The sequence below is a fragment of the Mesorhizobium sp. P2_F5 genome, from assembly GCF_056403715.1.
On the sequence record NZ_JBFUEY010000019.1, the window covers coordinates 209,058 to 225,908 of the forward strand.

At 64.4% G+C, this 16,851-nt stretch carries 12 protein-coding genes; 5 read left to right on the plus strand and 7 right to left on the minus strand.

What is annotated here, in order from left to right; genetic code table 11:
* Window positions 1-151: 151 nt before the first annotated feature.
* The 3 genes from AC1DYO_RS23845 (at window position 152) to AC1DYO_RS23855 (ending at window position 3,346) form a co-directional block, all read left to right on the plus strand.
* The gene (locus AC1DYO_RS23845) at window positions 152-1,702 is read left to right on the plus strand and encodes a winged helix-turn-helix domain-containing protein (RefSeq protein ID WP_477266917.1); all 1,551 of its coding nucleotides are present in this window, start codon (window positions 152-154) and stop codon (window positions 1,700-1,702) included.
* Window positions 1,703-1,748: 46 nt separating this feature from the next.
* The gene (locus AC1DYO_RS23850; protein WP_477266918.1) at window positions 1,749-2,897 is read left to right on the plus strand and encodes an amidohydrolase; all 1,149 of its coding nucleotides are present in this window, start codon (window positions 1,749-1,751) and stop codon (window positions 2,895-2,897) included.
* Between the two features lie 89 nt (window positions 2,898-2,986).
* Window positions 2,987-3,346, plus strand: a complete 360-nt coding sequence (locus AC1DYO_RS23855; protein ID WP_477266919.1) for a hypothetical protein — start codon at window positions 2,987-2,989, stop codon at window positions 3,344-3,346.
* A 259-nt stretch (window positions 3,347-3,605) separates the two neighbouring features.
* Here the strand turns inward: AC1DYO_RS23855 and AC1DYO_RS23860 are convergent, their stop codons facing one another.
* Window positions 3,606-3,824, minus strand: coding sequence for an SDR family oxidoreductase (locus AC1DYO_RS23860; RefSeq protein WP_477266930.1), 219 nt, complete (start codon window positions 3,822-3,824; stop codon window positions 3,606-3,608).
* Between AC1DYO_RS23860 and AC1DYO_RS23865 the strand changes: the two genes are divergently transcribed.
* Window positions 3,777-4,172, plus strand: coding sequence for a LysR substrate-binding domain-containing protein (locus AC1DYO_RS23865; RefSeq protein WP_477266931.1), 396 nt, complete (start codon window positions 3,777-3,779; stop codon window positions 4,170-4,172). The two genes, AC1DYO_RS23860 and AC1DYO_RS23865, sit on opposite strands and share 48 nt — an antisense overlap.
* A 159-nt stretch (window positions 4,173-4,331) precedes the next feature.
* On the opposite strand, the gene AC1DYO_RS23870 is transcribed toward AC1DYO_RS23865, so the two are convergent.
* Genes AC1DYO_RS23870 through AC1DYO_RS23880 form a run of 3 tightly spaced genes read right to left on the minus strand, consistent with a single transcriptional unit; the run spans window position 4,332 to window position 11,682 of the window.
* Window positions 4,332-5,585: an adenylate/guanylate cyclase domain-containing protein gene (locus AC1DYO_RS23870; protein ID WP_477266920.1), complete on the minus strand. Its 1,254-nt coding sequence runs from the start codon at window positions 5,583-5,585 to the stop codon at window positions 4,332-4,334.
* Entirely contained in the window at window positions 5,582-5,971 is a 390-nt protein-coding gene (locus AC1DYO_RS23875; protein WP_095081778.1) for a response regulator, read from the minus strand. Before AC1DYO_RS23875 ends, AC1DYO_RS23870 begins: the two co-directional genes overlap by 4 nt.
* Complete coding sequence (locus AC1DYO_RS23880) at window positions 5,968-11,682, minus strand: GAF domain-containing protein (RefSeq protein WP_477266921.1); 5,715 nt, start codon at window positions 11,680-11,682, stop codon at window positions 5,968-5,970. The genes AC1DYO_RS23875 and AC1DYO_RS23880 overlap by 4 nt, the downstream gene beginning before the upstream one ends.
* A gap of 520 nt (window positions 11,683-12,202) precedes the next feature.
* Here AC1DYO_RS23880 and AC1DYO_RS23885 point away from each other — a divergent pair.
* Complete coding sequence (locus AC1DYO_RS23885) at window positions 12,203-12,643, plus strand: hypothetical protein (RefSeq protein WP_477266922.1); 441 nt, start codon at window positions 12,203-12,205, stop codon at window positions 12,641-12,643.
* A gap of 325 nt (window positions 12,644-12,968) precedes the next feature.
* Here the strand turns inward: AC1DYO_RS23885 and AC1DYO_RS23890 are convergent, their stop codons facing one another.
* The 3 genes from AC1DYO_RS23890 to AC1DYO_RS23900 all read right to left on the minus strand — a co-directional run bounded on the left by AC1DYO_RS23890 (window position 12,969) and on the right by AC1DYO_RS23900 (window position 16,745).
* Complete coding sequence (locus AC1DYO_RS23890) at window positions 12,969-13,955, minus strand: ABC transporter permease (RefSeq protein WP_477266923.1); 987 nt, start codon at window positions 13,953-13,955, stop codon at window positions 12,969-12,971.
* Between the two features lie 271 nt (window positions 13,956-14,226).
* Window positions 14,227-15,198, minus strand: coding sequence for an ABC transporter permease (locus AC1DYO_RS23895; RefSeq protein WP_477266924.1), 972 nt, complete (start codon window positions 15,196-15,198; stop codon window positions 14,227-14,229).
* Window positions 15,195-16,745 (minus strand): sugar ABC transporter ATP-binding protein, encoded by a 1,551-nt coding sequence (locus tag AC1DYO_RS23900; protein WP_477266932.1) that lies wholly within the window; start codon window positions 16,743-16,745, stop codon window positions 15,195-15,197. Before AC1DYO_RS23900 ends, AC1DYO_RS23895 begins: the two co-directional genes overlap by 4 nt.
* Window positions 16,746-16,851 lie beyond the last annotated feature (106 nt).

A 16,851-nucleotide genomic window follows, 5' to 3' on the forward strand; every position in this document is an offset into this window, starting at 1 on the left:
TTGCAGGAGGACTATGCGCCGGCGGCAGCGGGCGCGCTTTGAGGGGACCTTCAGGACCCCTTGATTTTCGCTTGAGATCATTTTGATTTTGCACTCAAGACGCGGCTAAAGTGCCTGACCGGCAATTTCCGGACGATTTGGAGACAGCATTTTGTCGTATCATTTTGAGGATTTTGCTCTGGATGGCGAGCGGCGCGAATTGCGCCGTGGCAATGAGCTGGTCCCCGTCGAGCCGCAGGTCTTCGACCTGCTGCAATTTCTGATCCGCAACCGCGAGCGGGTGGTCAGCAAGGACGATCTGGTCGATGCGGTCTGGCAAGGGCGGATCGTCTCCGACGCCACGCTTGCCAGCCGCGTCAACGCCGCGCGCAATGCCCTTCAGGACAGCGGCGAGGAGCAGCGCCTTGTCCGCACCATCCTGCGCCGGGGCTTTCGCTTCGTCGGCACCGTGCGCGAGGAAGGCGGTGCCCAGGCGAGCGCATCGGTACAGCAAGCGAAGCCGGACCTGGGCATTCCCGCCCGCCCCTCCATCGCGGTGTTGCCCTTTGCCAATATGAGCGGCGATGCCGAGCAGGATTATTTTGCCGACGGCATGGTCGAGGACATCATCACCGGCCTGTCGCGCATTCGCTGGCTGTTCGTGATCGCGCGGAACTCAAGCTTCACCTACAAAGGCCGCGCGGTCGACGTGAAGCAGGTCGGGCAGGAGCTCGGCGTGCGCTATGTGCTGCAAGGCTCAGTGCGAAAGGTGGGCAGCCGCGTGCGCATCACCGGCCAGCTGATCGACGCCGAGGATGGCAGCCATCTGTGGGCCGAACGGTACGACCGCGAGCTGACCGATGTGTTCGCGCTGCAGGACGAGATCACCGTCAGCGTCGTCGCCGCAATAGAACCCAATCTGCGCCGGGCCGAGATCGAGCGCGTCAAGCGCAAGCGCCCCGACAGTCTCGACGCGTACGATCTTTTGCTGCGCGCGCTGCCGGATGTCTACACCTTCATGCCGCAGGGCGCCGCCAAGGGTCTGCCGCTTCTCGACCAGGCGCTCGCCATCGAGCCGAGCTATGCGCTTGCGCACGGCTTTGCCGCCTGGGCGCATCAGACCCTTTACCTACGCGGCGGTTTGCTGGCAGAGCATCGCGACAAGGCAGCCCGCCATGCCCATGCGGCGATCGAGCACGGTCCGGGCGACGCCATGGCGATGGCGCTCGCCGGTTTCACCATCGGCATGGTCGAGCATGACCGCAAGCTCGCCGACGCGGCATTCGCGACCGCGCTTTCGCTCAACGCCTCCTGCTCCTTCGTCTACGCCTTTGGTTGCGTGTCGGTGGCCTATGGCGGCGATGCGGCACGCGCCATCGACTGGGGCGAGCAGGCGATCAGGCTCTCCCCGCTGGATGCCATGAACTGCGTGCCGCACGGCATTATCGGCTTCGGCAATTTTCTCTCCGGCCGGCACGAGCAGGCAGTAGAAGCAGGCCGGAGGGCGGTGGAGATGACCCCCGGCTTCAGCATGCTGCATGGCTGGCTGGCCGCACCGCTGGCCAGGCTCGGCCGGCTCGACGAGGCCAAGGCCTCGGCCGCGCGGCTGATGGCGCTCGACCCGCATTTCACCATCGGCCGGTGGTCGGCAGCGGTCGGGCTGGCGCCGGAGATTGTCGGTGAGGTGACCGACGCGATGCGGTTGGCGGGATTGCCGGAGTAGCCTTCACGCATGCTATGAAGGCCGCAGCACCAAGCGGAGCCCAACCATGACCCTGACCAATCGCGACATCATCGAGCTGACGGCATGGCGGCGCAAGCTGCACCAGCAGCCGGAAATCTCGAACGAAGAGGAGAAGACCGCGAGAGAGGTCGTCGCCTTCCTCGCCGATACCGGCCCGGACCAGGTGCTGACCGGCCTGGGCGGCCATGGTGTGGCGGCGGTCTATGACAGCGGCCAGGCAGGGCCGACGGTGCTGTTCCGCTCGGAGCTGGACGCACTGCCGATCGAGGAGCTTTCGGGCGTGGACCATGCCTCGCAGGTGCCCGGAAAATCGCATATGTGCGGCCATGACGGCCACACCGCGATCCTGGCAGCACTTGGCCGCCAGCTTGGCCGCGAAAGGCCGGCGCGCGGCCGCGTCGTCTTGATGTTCCAGCCGGCGGAAGAAACCGGCAATGGTGCGGCCGGTGTTGTCGCCGATCCGCGCTTTGGCGAGATCGCTCCGGATTTCGCCTTCTCGCTGCACAATCTGCCGGGCGTGCCGTTCGGCGAGGTGCGCCTCAGGGAAGGTGTCGTGAACTGCGCCTCGCGCGGCATCCGCATCGTGCTTGAGGGCAAGACCGCGCATTCGTCCATGCCCGAAACCGGCGTGTCGCCGATGCCGGCGGTGAGTGCGCTGATGCCGCTGCTGCCCGCGCTCGGACGCGGTACCTTTGCCGATGATGATTTCAGCATGGTGACCGTCACCCACGCGACGATGGGCGAGGCCGTGTTCGGCATCTCGCCCGGCTACGCCGAGGTCTGGGCGACGCTGCGCACAAGGCGCGACGAGCGCATGGCCGAGCTTGTTGCCGCCGCTGAAGCGCTGGCTGCCAGGATCGCCGGCGAGCATCGCCTGTCGGTCCGCTGCGACTATCACGAGATCTTCGTGGCCAGCGTCAACGCGCCGGACGCGGTGGAGCATCTGAACCGCGCGCTCGACGACGAAGGTGTTATGCGCAGCGAGGAAGCCTTGCCGATGCGCGCCTCGGAAGATTTCGGCATTTTCGGCCACAAGGCGAAGTCGGCGATGTTCTTCCTCGGCGCCGGCGAGCGCACTCCTTCGCTGCACAATCCCGACTATGATTTTCCCGACGATCTGATCCCGATCGGCTCGCGCATCTTCATGCGCGCGGCGCGCAATCTTTTGGGTTGAGCGGCTCTCCGAAATCCGCATCCTGAAGCTGCCTTTTTGCGGCTGGAATCGTCCTGTAGTCGCGGTCCTACATTAGGAGAAGCTTGCGGATGAGAATTGCAATGGTCGTCGCGTTGACCGTGACAGCGGCAGGATGCGTCAGTTCGCCGGTCCAATATGGAGCCTCGCTGTCGACACAAGACCCGAAATGGGCGACGCCGGAATGCCAGCAGGCCCGAACGGACGCCATGGCCAACGACGCGCGCGAGAAGGGGCAGCCGGGATGGGGCTTCGGCGTGCTGCTTGGTCCCTACAGCATGGGCCTCGTCGCGGCGGCGAAGGAACATCAGCAGCAGCAGCGAAGGCTGCTTGCCCGCCAGGTGCATTTGCAGTGCTCGAGCCTGCCGCTGCCGAAGGATCTGGACTTCGATCCGCAGATCTACGCGCCAAAGCCGGCGAAATATCCGTAGGCTGGCATTTTTGGTCCGCCCGACAGCAATTGCAGAGGTCGGCGTCAGCCCCCACTCCGTCTCGGCTTCGCCGAGCCACCTCTACCCCCATGTACATAGGGGAGAGGAAACCCAAGCTTTTTGGGGCGAGGGAACCCAAGTTTTTCGAGGTCGCGACTCCGGCGGTTAGCATTTCCTCTCCCCCACGAATGTGGGGGAGAGGTGGCTTGGCGAAGCCAAGACGGAGTGGGGGAACGCCATAGGCGATTGCCTCTTTCGCTCACACCAACCTCTGCCCGCCATCGATGTGGATGGTCTCGCCGGTCATGAATTCGGCCTCCATCAGATAGAGATAGGCCGGCGCGACATCGGCCGCCGCAGCGACCTTACCCACCGGCAGGCGCTCGGCCATGGCGGCGAAGTAGCCGGACTTGGCCTCGCCAACGAGTTCATCCCACATCTCGGTGTCTGCAGCCCGAGGCTGCTCGAAGGGCCGCATCCGCTGAAGACGCCGCAGAATCTCAAACACCACACGCTGATCCGCGATGGCTACCGTATCGACTGGGCGGCGTGGCTCGCCAGCGCCGGCGTCGAAGGCGTCGACCCCAACAGCGGGCTGACATTCGATTCCGCCACCTTCGCGGTCGAGTCCGCCGTGCAAGGCGAAGGCGTGGTGCTCGGCCGCACCATGCTGGTCTCAGCCGACCTCGGGACGGGCAGGCTGGTGCGCCCTTTCGACCACGCGCTGAAAGCGGTCTCGAGTTTTTACGTGGTATACCCGCCGGAAGCGATAAGGCAGCGGAAGGTGAAGACGTTCAGGGATTGGCTGTTTGCGGAGGTGGGGTAGGGGGAGGATGGCGAGCGGGGTGGGGGGCACCACAGCGACGGCATGTCAGTTGCGATGTCGGCTTTGCGCCTCTTGTCGGCCGGGCACCTTTGCCACCCCGTGAAAGCAGACATTGCCGGCGACGAGGCTTGACGGTCGCGGCCGCGACAGGCGCAAAGATCAGTCTAGGCTGATCCGCGTTCCCTTGGCGCCGTTGAGCAGCCGCTTGAGATGGAAGCTGGCGAGCTGGTCGTCCGGACATTTGCCGATCTGCGCGGCGAAAGCCGTAAGCGCGTTTGCATCGCCGGCCTCCAATCTGCCGAAGGCTTCGAGATAGCTCGCCGTCGAAGGATCATCATACTGCTTTGACGACAAAGGCTCGAACGCGCGCAGCGCCTCGGCCCTGCCGCGCAGCATCAGATCGCCGACCGGCCGTCCACGGAAGCCGTCGACCCTTGCAGCCGCGCTCCCGCTGACGCAGATACGCGTGCCCAACTGCTTGTTGGCGCTTTCCAGCCGCGCCGCGATATTGATGGTGTCGCCATAGGCCGTGTAGTCGAAGAAGCGGCCTCCGCCGAAATTTCCGACCAGCGCCGGACCTGCATGGACGCCGATGCGGGTCGTACCGACCGTGACGCCCTTGTCGCGCCAGCTATCGCGAAACGATTGCGACAGCCCGTCGAGCTCGAGCGCGCAGGCAACCGCGCGCGCCGCATGGTCCTGCTGCTCGCCAGGCGCGCCGAACAGCACATGCAGCGCATCGCCGACGATCTTGGCGACGGTGCCTTCATGCGCGAACACGACGTCGGTCATGCCGGCCAAATAGTCGTTGAGGAGCGCGCCTAGCGTGGCAGGGTCGATCGTTTCCACCAGCGTTGTGAAGCTGGTAATGTCGGTGAACAGCGAGGCGACCTCGCGCCACTGTCCGGCTAGCGCCAACCCGTCGGCGTCGCCGGCCAACCGCTCGGCCAGATTGGGCGAGAAGTAGCGCGACAGGGATGCATGCGCGCGCTCCGCGACCGCTTGCCGCCGATGCGCCTCGTGCAGCACCTCGCGATGCTTCAAGGTCTTGGCGATCGTGGTCTCCAGGTCGGCAAAGTCGATCGGCTTAGTGATGAAGTCGAAGGCGCCGCGGTTCATCGCAGTGCGGATGTTGGCCATGTCACCGTAAGCGGAGACGATGACCGTCGAAAGCTGCTGGCCCTCGGCCTGCTGCAGCTTCTCCAGCAGCGACAGGCCGTCCATACGGGGCATGTTGATGTCGCACAGCACCATGTCGATGTCGCTGTTGCCGTCGATGACGGACAGGGCGTCCACACCATCGCTGGCAAACAGGAAAATGACCGCGCCGTCGCGGATCTGACGCCGGAACTTCTGGACGATCAAGACCTCAAGATCGGGCTCGTCGTCGACCACGAGGATGCGCGCCGTCACGCCACCATTCCCAGCCGGGTTTCGATCTGTTGCCTGAGCGCCGAAAAGTCGATCGGCTTGGTCAGCAGCGCTTCGGCACCGTTCTCCAACGCCTTGCTCTTGGTTTCGGCGTCGCCATAGGCGGTGATCATGATGACCGGGACGTCGGGCCGCAGCACCTTGATCTTCGGCAGCAGCTCGAGCCCGCTCATGCCGGGCATGTTGATGTCGGACAGCACCAGGATCAGTGTCACCCCTTCGGCGTGGTCGATCTGCTCCAACGCATCCACCGCCGATTGCGCGAACTCCATGGTGAAGCGGCTGGCTCGGATGTCGCGGCGGAACTGCTGGCGAAACAGCGGCTCGACGTCGGGCTCGTCGTCGACGACCAGGATGAGGAGGCTCATGCTTCACCTCCCGATTTTGCGAGCGAGGCCTCAGCGCGCGGCAGCACAATCCGGAACTCGGTGAACTCGCCTGGCTGGCTGTCGACGTCGATCGTGCCGGCATGCTGTTTGACGACGATGTCGTGGCTGAGCGACAGCCCGAGCCCGGTGCCCTCGCCGGCTGGCTTGGTCGTGAAGAATGGATTGAACATCTTCTCCTTCACCTCCGGCGGAATGCCGGTGCCGTTGTCGCGGATCCTGATTTCGACACGGTCGCCGAGACTCCTGGTGGTGACGGAGAGCGTCGGCTCATAGCCCGCGCCATTCGCCGCGGCGCTCCGCTTGGCCGTTGCATAAAAGCCGTTCGAGATGAGGTTGAGAAGCACCCGCGTGATCTCCTGCGGGTAGAGATCGACATCCCCCGCCTGCGGGTCGAAATTCCGCGTCAGCGTGATGTTGAATCCCGGCTTTTCGGCGCGCGCCCCGTGATAGGCAAGGTTCAGGCTCTCCTCCACGACGGCATTGATGTCGATCGGACGATGCTCTCCTGAACCCGCGCGCGAATGCAGCAGCATGTTCCTGACGATGGAATCGGCCCGCTTGCCGTGCTGGACCACCTTGTCGAGATTGCTCTTGAGCATGCCTGTCAGCTCGGCGACCTCTTCGCGCACGGATGCCTCCAAAGGCGCTCCGGCCAGTACACGGCTCAAATCATCGATGAGTTCGCCGGAGAGCGCTGAGAAGTTGTTGACGAAGTTGAGCGGGTTCTTGATCTCGTGGGCGATACCGGCGGTCAACTGGCCGAGTGAGGCGAGCTTCTCCGTTTGCACGAGGCGGTCCTGCGCGGTTCTCAGATCTTCGAGCGAGCGTGACAGTTCGCGGGTACGCGCCTGCACCTCGTCGAACAGCCGGACGTTCTCGATCGCTATGCCGGACTGGTCGGCAAACGTCTCGACGAGCTCGATCTGCCTCGGCGTGAAGTCCCGCACCTGTGACCGCGTCAGCGCGAACACGCCGACCGGCGCGCCTTCGCGCAAGATCGGAACGCATAGAATGGTCCGGTAGCCGCCGAGCTTCTGAAGCTGCGTTGCCCCGTAGTCCGGGTCGGCGAGCACGTCCGAAACATGGACGGCGCGGGCTTCGAGGGCCACCCTTCCGGTGACGCTGTCGCGACTGGCGGCGAAGGGATTGGCTTTGGCGAAAACCGCGGCTTCAGGCAAATTGCCGTAGTCGGCCGACCACCGGTAGAGATCGCCGTCGCGCTTGAAGATGACGCTAGTGTCCGCGTCGCACAGCTTGGCCGCTGATTCCGCCAGCGTGTCGAGAACCGGCTGCAGGTCGAACGTAGAGCGGCTGATCGCCTTCAGCACATCCGCCGTTGCCGTCTGTTGCTGCAGCGCCTCTCCGAGTTCGGCCGTCCGCGCCTGCACTTCGTCGAACAGGCGGACATTTTCGATGGCGATCACCGCCTGGTCGGCAAAGGTTTCGACGAGTTCGATCTGCCTGTCGGTGAAGGGCCGCACCGTCGAGCGGGTGAGCGAGAAAACGCCGATTGGAAGCCCCTCGCGCAGCAGCGGCACGGCCAGCACCGTGCGGTATCCGCCGAGCCGCTGTCCTTCCCGCAGCGTGTAGTTGGCGTCTGCCAGCACGTCCGGAATCTGGACGGCCTTGCCTTCGAGCAGGACTCGACCGACCCCGGTGCCGCGCCCCGGGATGTGCACAAAGCCGCTGAAATATTTCTCGAGCTCGGCCGGATAGCCGTAACTCGCGGCCTCGACGAATTTGCCGTCCGTCTCACGCACGATCGAGGCGTTGTCCGCTTCGCACAGCCGCGTGACCGATTCGGCCAGTGCGTCGAGCACTGCCCGGAGGTCGAAGGTCGAGCGGCTGATCGCCTTCAGGACGTCGGCCGTCGCCGTCTGCTGCTGCAGCGACTCGCTCAATTCCGCGGTGCGCGCCTGCACTTCTTCGAACAGGCGTGCATTCTCGATGGCTATGACCGCCTGGTCTGCGAAGGTCTGGATCAGATCGATCTGTTTCTCGGTGAAAGGTTGGACTTTCTGGCGGGCCAGTATGAGTACGCCGATCGGATTTCCCTCGCGCATCAACGGCACACCCAGCACGGTCCGGAACCAAACCTCGCTCGTAGACTCCAGGAAGGTGTATTCGGGATCGGCCAGGACGTCAGCCAGATGCACGATCCCGCGGTCGAGCAATGCCCGCCCGACCACACTGCCGCGTCCGGGCACAAAGTGCTTGTCCTTGACGTACTCCAGCCAGTCCGGAGGCAGATTGTAGTTGGTGGCGTAGTAGGCGCCTTCCGGCTCCTGCCGAGTGATGCCAGCCATATCCGCCTCGCAAAGCTGCGCGGCCGATTGCGTGAGCGTATCGAGCACCGTCTGCAAATCGAACGTCGAGCGGCTGATCACCTTCAACACGTCGGCGGTGGCCGTCTGCTGCTGCAGGGCGTCGCCGAGTTCTGCCGTGCGCGCCTGGACCTCGTCGAACAGGCGCACGTTCTCGATCGCGATCACCGCCTGGTCGGCGAACGTCTGGACGAGATCGACCTGTCGAGGTGTATAGGGACCTGGCTCCGGCTTGCCCATTGAGAAAACGCCGATCGGTACGCCCTCGCGCATCAGCGGCACGGACAGGACGGCCTTAAAGCCGCCGAGACTTGGTAGTTCCGGGAACCCGTATTCGAGATCCTTGGCGACATCAGGAACGTGGATCACCGCTTTTTCCAATGCACTGCGTCCGACGTAAGAATCCCGTCCTACGCGGATGGCATGGCGAGCCTCGTAGGCAACAAGCTCTGGTCTCATTCCGTAGTTGGCAGCGAGTTTGTAGGCGTCGCCGTCGTTGTCCAGCATGTAGATTCCGCCCGTGTGCGACCCGCAAAGCTTGCAGGCCGAATCGATCAGCGTTTCCAGGACACGGTGCAAGTCGAAGGCGGATCGGCTGATGACTTTCAGCACATCGGCCGTGGCCGTCTGCTGCTGTAATGCTTCGCCAAGCTCGGCGGTGCGCGCCTGCACCTCTTCGAAGAGCCGCACATTGCCGATTGCGATGACGGCCTGGTTGGCGAAAGTTTTGAGGAGGTCGATTTGATTGTCGCTAAAGGGCCGCGCCTCGATGCGCCGGATCATAAGCGCTCCGATTGCTTTTCCTTCCTGCAACAGCGGAGTCGCGAGAATCGCGCGAAAACCAAGCCGTTGAGCCATCATTCGGGCAGTTGCAAACTCCTCTCCAGCGATGGTCAAGTCGTGAACGTGGACCGGCACCCGATCCAATACGGCGCGGCCGGTAACGATGTCGCGCGCGACCGGCAAGCCAGCACTGTCAATCGGAATCGGTCCGTGATGCGCTCCCACAGCCAGCCTGTCGGAGCGCAGCAGATAGATCGTTGCGTCATAGGCGTCGCAGAGCCGAGCGGCACTTTCAGCGACGGCGTCCAGCACAGGCTGAATGTCCGTAGGAGACCCGGCGATCACTTGCAGTATCGCGCCGGTAGCCGTCTGCTTCTCTAGCGCGTCGGTCAGGTCACGGCCACGCGACTCGACCTCTTCGAACAGCCGCACGTTCTCGATGGCTATGACCGCCTGGTCGGCGAACGTCTTGAGCAGTTCGACCTGCCGATCGGGAAAATCGCCGGCCTCAAGCCGGTCGACCGTGATCACGCCGATCGGAACGCCATCCTTGAGCATCGGCACCGCGACGGTGCTTCGCGAATGCAAGAAATCGGCAAGCGCGCCCATCTTATGATCCGGATCGGCCTGATAATCCGGATCGGCCTGTATGTCGGGGATTTGCACAACGGTGCCGCTGCTCACCGCCCGCGCTGCGGCGCTGCCACGTCCTGGTGCCATTGGGAAGCTCCGATCGATGGTCTCGATTGCTTCGGGCGGCACCCCGTAGTGGGCCATGAAGTGCAGGAGCGTTCCATCGAACCGGTCAACAAAGCAGAATTGCGCCCCGCAGAGCTTGGCGGCGCTCTGGGCGATCGTGTCGAAGACCGGCTGCGCATCAGTCGGGGATCTGGAGATCGCGCGCAATATCTCGCCGGTGGCCATCTGCTGTTCCAGCGACTCGGCTAGGTCGCGGTTGCGGGACTCGACCTCTTCGAACAGCCGTACGTTCTCGATGGCGATGACCGCCTGATCCGAAAATGTCTGCACCAGTTCGATTTCGCGCGTACTGAACGGCGAGACCGACGAGCGGGCGAGGACGAACACGCCGGTCACGGCGCCGTCACGCATCAGCGGAACGCCCAGCAGGGTGCGGAAGCCGCCGAGCCGCTGGCCTTCGATGTTGGTATACTCCGGATCGTCGAGAACGTCGGCAATCTGCTCCACGGACCCGCTCCGGGCAACGCGGGCGGCGATGCTGCCCCGGCCCGGCGTGACCGGGAGGTTGTTCATGTGGTCCTGGAATTCTTGGCTCCATCCGATCTGCACCGTCGGCTGCAACACGTCGCCCTGGCGCAGATAGATGTAGCCCATCCCGGAATGACAGAGGTCGGACGCGGACTTCACAAGCGTATGCAGCACGGAATCGAGATCGAACGCCGAACTGCTGATCGTCTTCAACACTTCGGCCGTCGCCGTCTGCTGTTCCAGCGCTTCCGTCACCTCACGGTTGCGCGCCTGCACCTCGTCGAACAGGCGGACATTCTCGATGGCGATCACCGCCTGGTCGGCGAAGCTCTCGACCAGTTCGACTTGACGCGGTGAAAATAGCCCGATCGCCCGCCGCGCCATGCCGAATACGCCGATGGTCTCCTGACCCCGCTTCAGCGGAACAGAAAGTACTCCGCGGAAACTGCCCATGATTGCCGCTTCCGGCCTTTCGTATTCCGGGTCTTCAAGCGCGTCCGCCACGTGGATCGTCATTCCCTCCAGCGCTGCGCGGCCCTGGAACGTCCCTCGTCCCACGACATGTGGATTGGCTCGTTCGTATGCATGCAACTCAGCAGCCTGCCCGTCGCCTGCCATGAACCGCAACGTATCGCCAACGCGCAACGTGATTGCGCCCATGTCCGCCCCGGCCAGGCGTATTGCCGAGTCGACCAGCGTCTGCAGTACCGGTTGGAGATCGAAGGCCGACCGGCTGATTGCCTTGAGCACATCGGCGGTCGCGGTCTGCTGCTCCAACGCCTCGCTGAGGTCGCGTGTACGCGCCTGCACCTCGTCGAACAGGCGCACGTTCTCGATGGCGATGACCGCTTGGTCGGCGAAAATCTTGAGCAGCTTGATCTGCTTCTCGCTGAAAGGCTTGACCTCGATGCGCCTGATGACGAGCGCGCCGATCGCCTCGGTGTCACGCATGAGAGGTGTTGCGAGCATCGTGCGGTGGCCAAGCCTTTCGGCAAGTGTTTGGCTGACAGGAAACTCCTCACCTGCAACCGCTATGTCGTTGACATGCACAGTCTTGCAGTCAGCGAAGGCGCGACCGCAGACCCAATCGCGTGCGACCGGCATCGGTTCGAAGTCGAAGGCGATGGGGCCGTAGTGCGCTTTGGGGAATAGTGTCCCGTCTCGCGCTAGGAAAATACCGGCGTCGTAGGTGTCGCAGAAGCGCGCAGCACTCTCCGCCACGACCTGCAGGACGGGTTGGATGTCGGTCGGCGATGCGGCGATCACCCTGAGGATCGCACTCGTCGCATTCCGCTGTTCAAGGAGATTGGCGACCTCCGCGGTGCGTACCTGATTTTCTTCGCGCGCCGCTGTCAACTCGGATCGGAGCGAGCTGATCGTGATCTCAGAGTCGGAGTCAGGCCCTCCCACTGAGGTGCTCCTGTTTTGTCTCTGCTCAGTGTCGGCTTTGGCCAGCCCAGCGTCAAGTTTGGTGACCTGCAACGTTCGTTTGTGACGCAGCGCGGCCGCTTCGGTGATGCACCTGGGCGCCGGCTTTCGGAGCTATTGCGGATAGTGAATACGTCCGAGACGGGGTCGTAGGCGGAGTGTCCGCTTCTTCGCGCCTTGACCTACAACCAGTCGGTCAGCTTCCGGCCCAGTTTAGCCATCAACTCGTCCGTTCTCCGCCTACCGTTGTCTACACCTTTCCCCTCGGCTGGCGTCGCCGGCGTTCCAATCGGTGTATGCCCGCAAGCGCTTGTCCTTGTTTCGTGGCGATCTTCCGCGCCAACCCTGCCAAGCCTGGAACCAAATCCCCGTCTAAACTGTTCAAGTTTGATTCGACGCCGACGAGCCCTGCCTGTTGGGTGAGCGGCGACCTTGAGGAGCTCTCATCATGACCATCTCATCCAGCTTTCGTTCGCTTGCGGTTGCAGCCATCACCGCTGTTGCCGTCAGCGCCGCCAGTGCCGCGCATGCCGACAGCGGCACGATCCGCTTTGCCGTCTACAAGGCGGCCTTCTTCGTCGGCGGCTCCGGCGGCGAGGGCACGCTGACCTTCCATGGCCGCTCCTATCCGATCTCGATCGGCGGCGTCTCGGGCGGCTTCGCCTTTGGCGTTTCCAAGACCTATTTCCGCGGCACCGTGCGGCATATAAGCAGGGTTCGCGATGCGACCGGGGTTTACGGCGCGGCGGGCGGCGGCGGCGCGCTCGGCAAGGGCGCGCAGGTGATCGTCATGACCAATGACAAGGGCGCCACGCTCGAGCTCACGGGCCGGCAGGTGGGGCTGCAGGTGAATGCGGATTTGAGCGGGATGGCGATTTCGTTGAAGTAAGGGGCGGTCTCAGCCCGTCACGTCCTGGGCATGACCACCTAGGACTATGGCAATCGCATAGGGTAGCCCCCCACTCCGTCTCGGCTTCGCCGATCCACCTCTCCCCCACATTCGTGGGGGAGAGGAAACGCTAATCTCCGAAGTTGCGGCCTTCAAAAGCTTGGGTTTCCCTCTCCCTCGAAAAGTTTGGGTTCCTCCCTCACGAAAGCTTGGCATTTCCTCTCCCCCACGGACGTGGGGGTAGAGGTGGCTCGGCGCAGCCGAGACGGAGTGGGGGCCGGCGCAGCCATAGGCGACTATCCCGACCTTCTACGGGACCAGCCGCCTACCTCTCCTCCACAATCCTTAAATACGCCGCCGTCACGAACAGCACGATCAGCCCGAACAAGATCCGCCGTGCCCCCTCCGGCATCTGCAAGATCGTCAGCAGCGTCGTCAGCACGGTGAGGATCAGCGCGCCGATGATGGTGCCGGTGTAGCCGCCGCGGCCGCCGAAGATCGAAGTGCCGCCGATCACGGCGGCGGCGACCGAGGGCAGCACCAGCGGTTCGGCGAGCGACAGCGAGGGCGCCTTGATCAGCCCGATATAGAGCAGGCCGGTGATGCCGGCGAGCACGCTGGAGGTGACGTAGAGCGCGGTGATCACCTGCCAGTATTGTACGCCCGACAGGCGCGTTGCGCACTCATTGTCGCCGACGGCGTAGAGCAGGCGGCCGAAGCCGGTGCGGGCCAGCGTGAAGACGATGAGCGCCGCCAGCGGCACGAACAGCAAGAGCGCGTTGGGGAAGCCCCACGTCACGCCGGTACCGAGCCAGGCGAGGAAGTCCGGGATTTTGGCGCCCGACGCGATCACCGTGCGCTGGTAGACCTGCAGGCAGCCGGTGCCGATCAGGCTGGTTCCCAGCGTCATGATCAGCGGGTGGACGCGGAAGACGCCGACGCCGATGCCGTTGACGAGGCCGATCAGCACCGCCGGCATCATCGCCAAAAGGAACGCCACCGACGGGTCCTGGTTGACGATTTGCGTCGCCATGATGAAGGCGCTCATCGTTGCCACCGTGCCGACTGACAGGTCGATGCCGCCGGTCAACATGGTCATGGTCTGGCATCCGGCGAGGATCGCCAAGGGGATGGCGAATTTGATGGTGTTGGCGATCCAGCGCTCGTTGACGATGCCTGGGCGCAGGATCTGCAGGATCACCACCAGGATGATGAGCAGGATAACCAGCGGGATGAGCGGCCGGTCGGCCATGAAGCGCTTTATCCGGCGGCCGAAGGTGATGGGTTGGGGAGTAATCGCGGTTGTGCTCATGACGCTGCCCTTGCTCGCGATGAGGTTTGCCAGGTGCGGTAAGTGGGGGAGGCTAGCGCTCTACGGCGCCCCCCTCTGTCCTGCCGGACATCTCCCCCACTTGTGGGGAGATTGGCAGCTTTGGCGCCTCGCTCATTCGTGCAAGGTTGGAGACTGGCGAAAGCCGATGTGACGGCTGATCTCCCCCCTCGTGGGGGAGATGTCCGGCAGGACAGAGGGGGGCGCGCAGGAACGCCGACCCCTCGCTGCGACAGCACCGCCCCAACCCTCATCACTGCCGCCCCCGCATCGTGATAAACGCCCCGAACATCACCACAGCCACCATGATCAGGCCTTCAATAATGGCGGTGACATTCGGGTCGATGGCGAGCAGCGTCAGGTCGGTCCGCACCAGCCGCAGCACGAAGACGGCGACGATGGGGCCGAGCAGGCCGCCCTTGCCGCCGCCGAGCGCCACACCGCCCAGCACGACCGCGGCGACGCTGGCCAGCAGATAGGGGCCGGGGATGGGGGCGCCGATGCCGGTGCTCATGGTCAGCGCCAGGCCGCCAAAGGCGGCGAACAAGCCCGACAGCGCATAGGCGATGATGCGGGTGCGCTTGACCGGCACGCCTGAGCGGAACGCCGCCAGCTCGCTCGAGCCGATGGCGTAGATGGAGAGGCCGAGGCGCGAGCGCCTGAGCGGTATCCAGATGATGCACAAGCAGACGATCAGCACCAGCAGCGCCTTGGGCAGCCAGGCGTCGATGGCGTCTGGCAGGCCGGGGATCGGCACGGTGCCGGAGATCAGCGCCTTCAGCCATTCGGCGATGCCGCCGCCCGGCGCGTCGAGCACCAAAAGGGCAGCGCCTTGCAGCACGAACAGCATGGCGAGCGTCACGACGATGTCGGGCACGCGGGTGACGACGATCAACAGGCCGTTGAGGGCGCCGAGCGCAAAACCCATGGCGAGCACGAAGGGCACGACGAACAGCGCGTATTCCTCGGAGGCGCCATTCATCATCGACGCCGCGGTGACGCTGGTCAGCGCCATCATGGCGGCGACCGACAGGTCGATGCCGCCGGCAATGACGACGACCGTCTGGGCGGCCACCGCGAAGGCGTAGGGCAGGACCGCGCGGGCGAGCGAGCCGAAATCGTTGCTGCCATAGGCCGGCTGAATGATCCTGGTGGCGATGAACAGGACGCTGAGCAGGGCGAACAAGCCGACGACCCAGCCCTGGCGGCGCAGCAAATGGCTCATGGCCTCGCCTCCGGGGCATCAGAGGCATGGGCGGTGGGATCGGCCAGAATACCGATATCGGCCTTGGCGCCGCGCGGCAGGCCGTAGGCGGCGCGCATCAGCGCCGGCTCGTCGGCCTCCTCGACAGGAAAGATGTCGACGAGGCGGCCGCCGAAGATGACGATGACGCGGTCGCAGACGCGCTGCACCTCTTCGAGCTCCGAGGTGTAGAACAGCACCGACTTGCCGTTGCCGGCGAGCTCGCGCAGCAATTTGTAGATCTCCTGCTTGGTGCCGACATCGATGCCGCGCGTCGGGTCGAAGCACAGGATGGTGCGGGCATCCGCGGCGATCCAACGGGCGATGGTCACCTTCTGCTGGTTGCCGCCGGACAGGCGCTGCACCTCGCCTTGCGCGCGGGTGTCGATCTGCAGCCGCTCGATGGCGCTGAGCACCGTGGCGCGCTCGCGGCGCATGTTGATCGGGCCCCAGTTGCGCAAGGCGGCGCTGAAGGGCAGGGCGATGTTCTCGCGCACCGAGCGCTGCATGGCGAGCGCTTCGGACCGGTCGCCCGGCACATAAGCAATCCCTGCGCGGATGGCGTCGATTGGGTGGGAAAATTTCACGGGGGCGCCATCGACTTCGATGGTGCCCCCGGATGGCCGGATCGAGCCGGCAAGGGCGGCGAACAATTCATCCTGGCCCTGGCCTTCGAGCGCGACGACGCCGGCGACCTCGCCATCGGCGAGATCGAAGGAGACATCGCTGAGCTTGGTGCCGACGCGCAGATTGTGCACGGCAATGCGCGGCTTGGCGGGCGCCGGCGCGGCCTTCTCGGCGGCGCTGCGCGCGGCGACATGGGTCTTGACGATGCGGGTGCCGAGCATCAGCTCGACGATCTTTTCCTCGACGCCCGGCACGATGTCGACGACACCGACGGTCTCGCCGTCGCGCAACACGGTGGCGCGGTCGCACAGCGCCGAGATTTCGACGAAGCGGTGCGAGATGAAGATCACGGCGCGGCCGCTATCGCCCTGGCGGCGCACCACTTCCAGCACCTTCTCGGCGAGGTTGGCGGGAAGGGCTGCCGTCATCTCGTCGAGCAGCAGAACGTCGGGCTCGACGGCGAGCGCGCGAGCGAGGTCGAGCACGCGCAGCACGGCCAGCGGAATGTCGCGTGCGATGTCGCGCAAATCGAGATCAAGAATGCCGAGCTCGCGCACCCAGGCGCGGAACGGCTCGACCGGCGTGCCGGTCAGCCTGAGATTGGAGAGAACGTCGAGATCGGGGATCAGTGACGGCTCCTGGTAGACCGGCAAAAGCCCGGCTCGGCGGGCGGCGGCAGGCGAACGTATGTCGCGGGCTTCACCGCGGATCAGGATCCGGCCGGCATTGGCCGGAATGGCGCCGGTCAGGATCTTCACCAGCGTTGATTTGCCGGCACCGTTGGCGCCCATCAAAGCGTGGACCTCGCCCGGCAGTACGGAGAGCGACGCGTTGCGCAGTGCCGCGACCGCACCGTAATTCTTGGCGACGCCGGTGGCGTCGAGGAGGGGGCTTTTCGGCAACGGGTTTGTTGTCAAAATCTGTGGTTCCAGAAACTAACGTTGGCGCTCTACGGCGCCCCCCTCTGTCCTGCCGGACATCTCCCCCACTTGGGGGGAGATTAGCAGT

Coding starts and splice junctions, on each gene's coding strand:
- AC1DYO_RS23895 (WP_477266924.1), bottom strand. CDS start 15,198: ATGAGCCATTTGCTGCGCCGCCAGGGCTGGGTCGTCGGCTTGTTCGCC.
- AC1DYO_RS23860 (WP_477266930.1), bottom strand. CDS start 3,824: ATGCGGCCCTTCGAGCAGCCTCGGGCTGCAGACACCGAGATGTGGGAT.
- AC1DYO_RS23885 (WP_477266922.1), top strand. CDS start 12,203: ATGACCATCTCATCCAGCTTTCGTTCGCTTGCGGTTGCAGCCATCACC.
- AC1DYO_RS23850 (WP_477266918.1), top strand. CDS start 1,749: ATGACCCTGACCAATCGCGACATCATCGAGCTGACGGCATGGCGGCGC.
- AC1DYO_RS23890 (WP_477266923.1), bottom strand. CDS start 13,955: ATGAGCACAACCGCGATTACTCCCCAACCCATCACCTTCGGCCGCCGG.
- AC1DYO_RS23855 (WP_477266919.1), top strand. CDS start 2,987: ATGAGAATTGCAATGGTCGTCGCGTTGACCGTGACAGCGGCAGGATGC.
- AC1DYO_RS23875 (WP_095081778.1), bottom strand. CDS start 5,971: ATGAGCCTCCTCATCCTGGTCGTCGACGACGAGCCCGACGTCGAGCCG.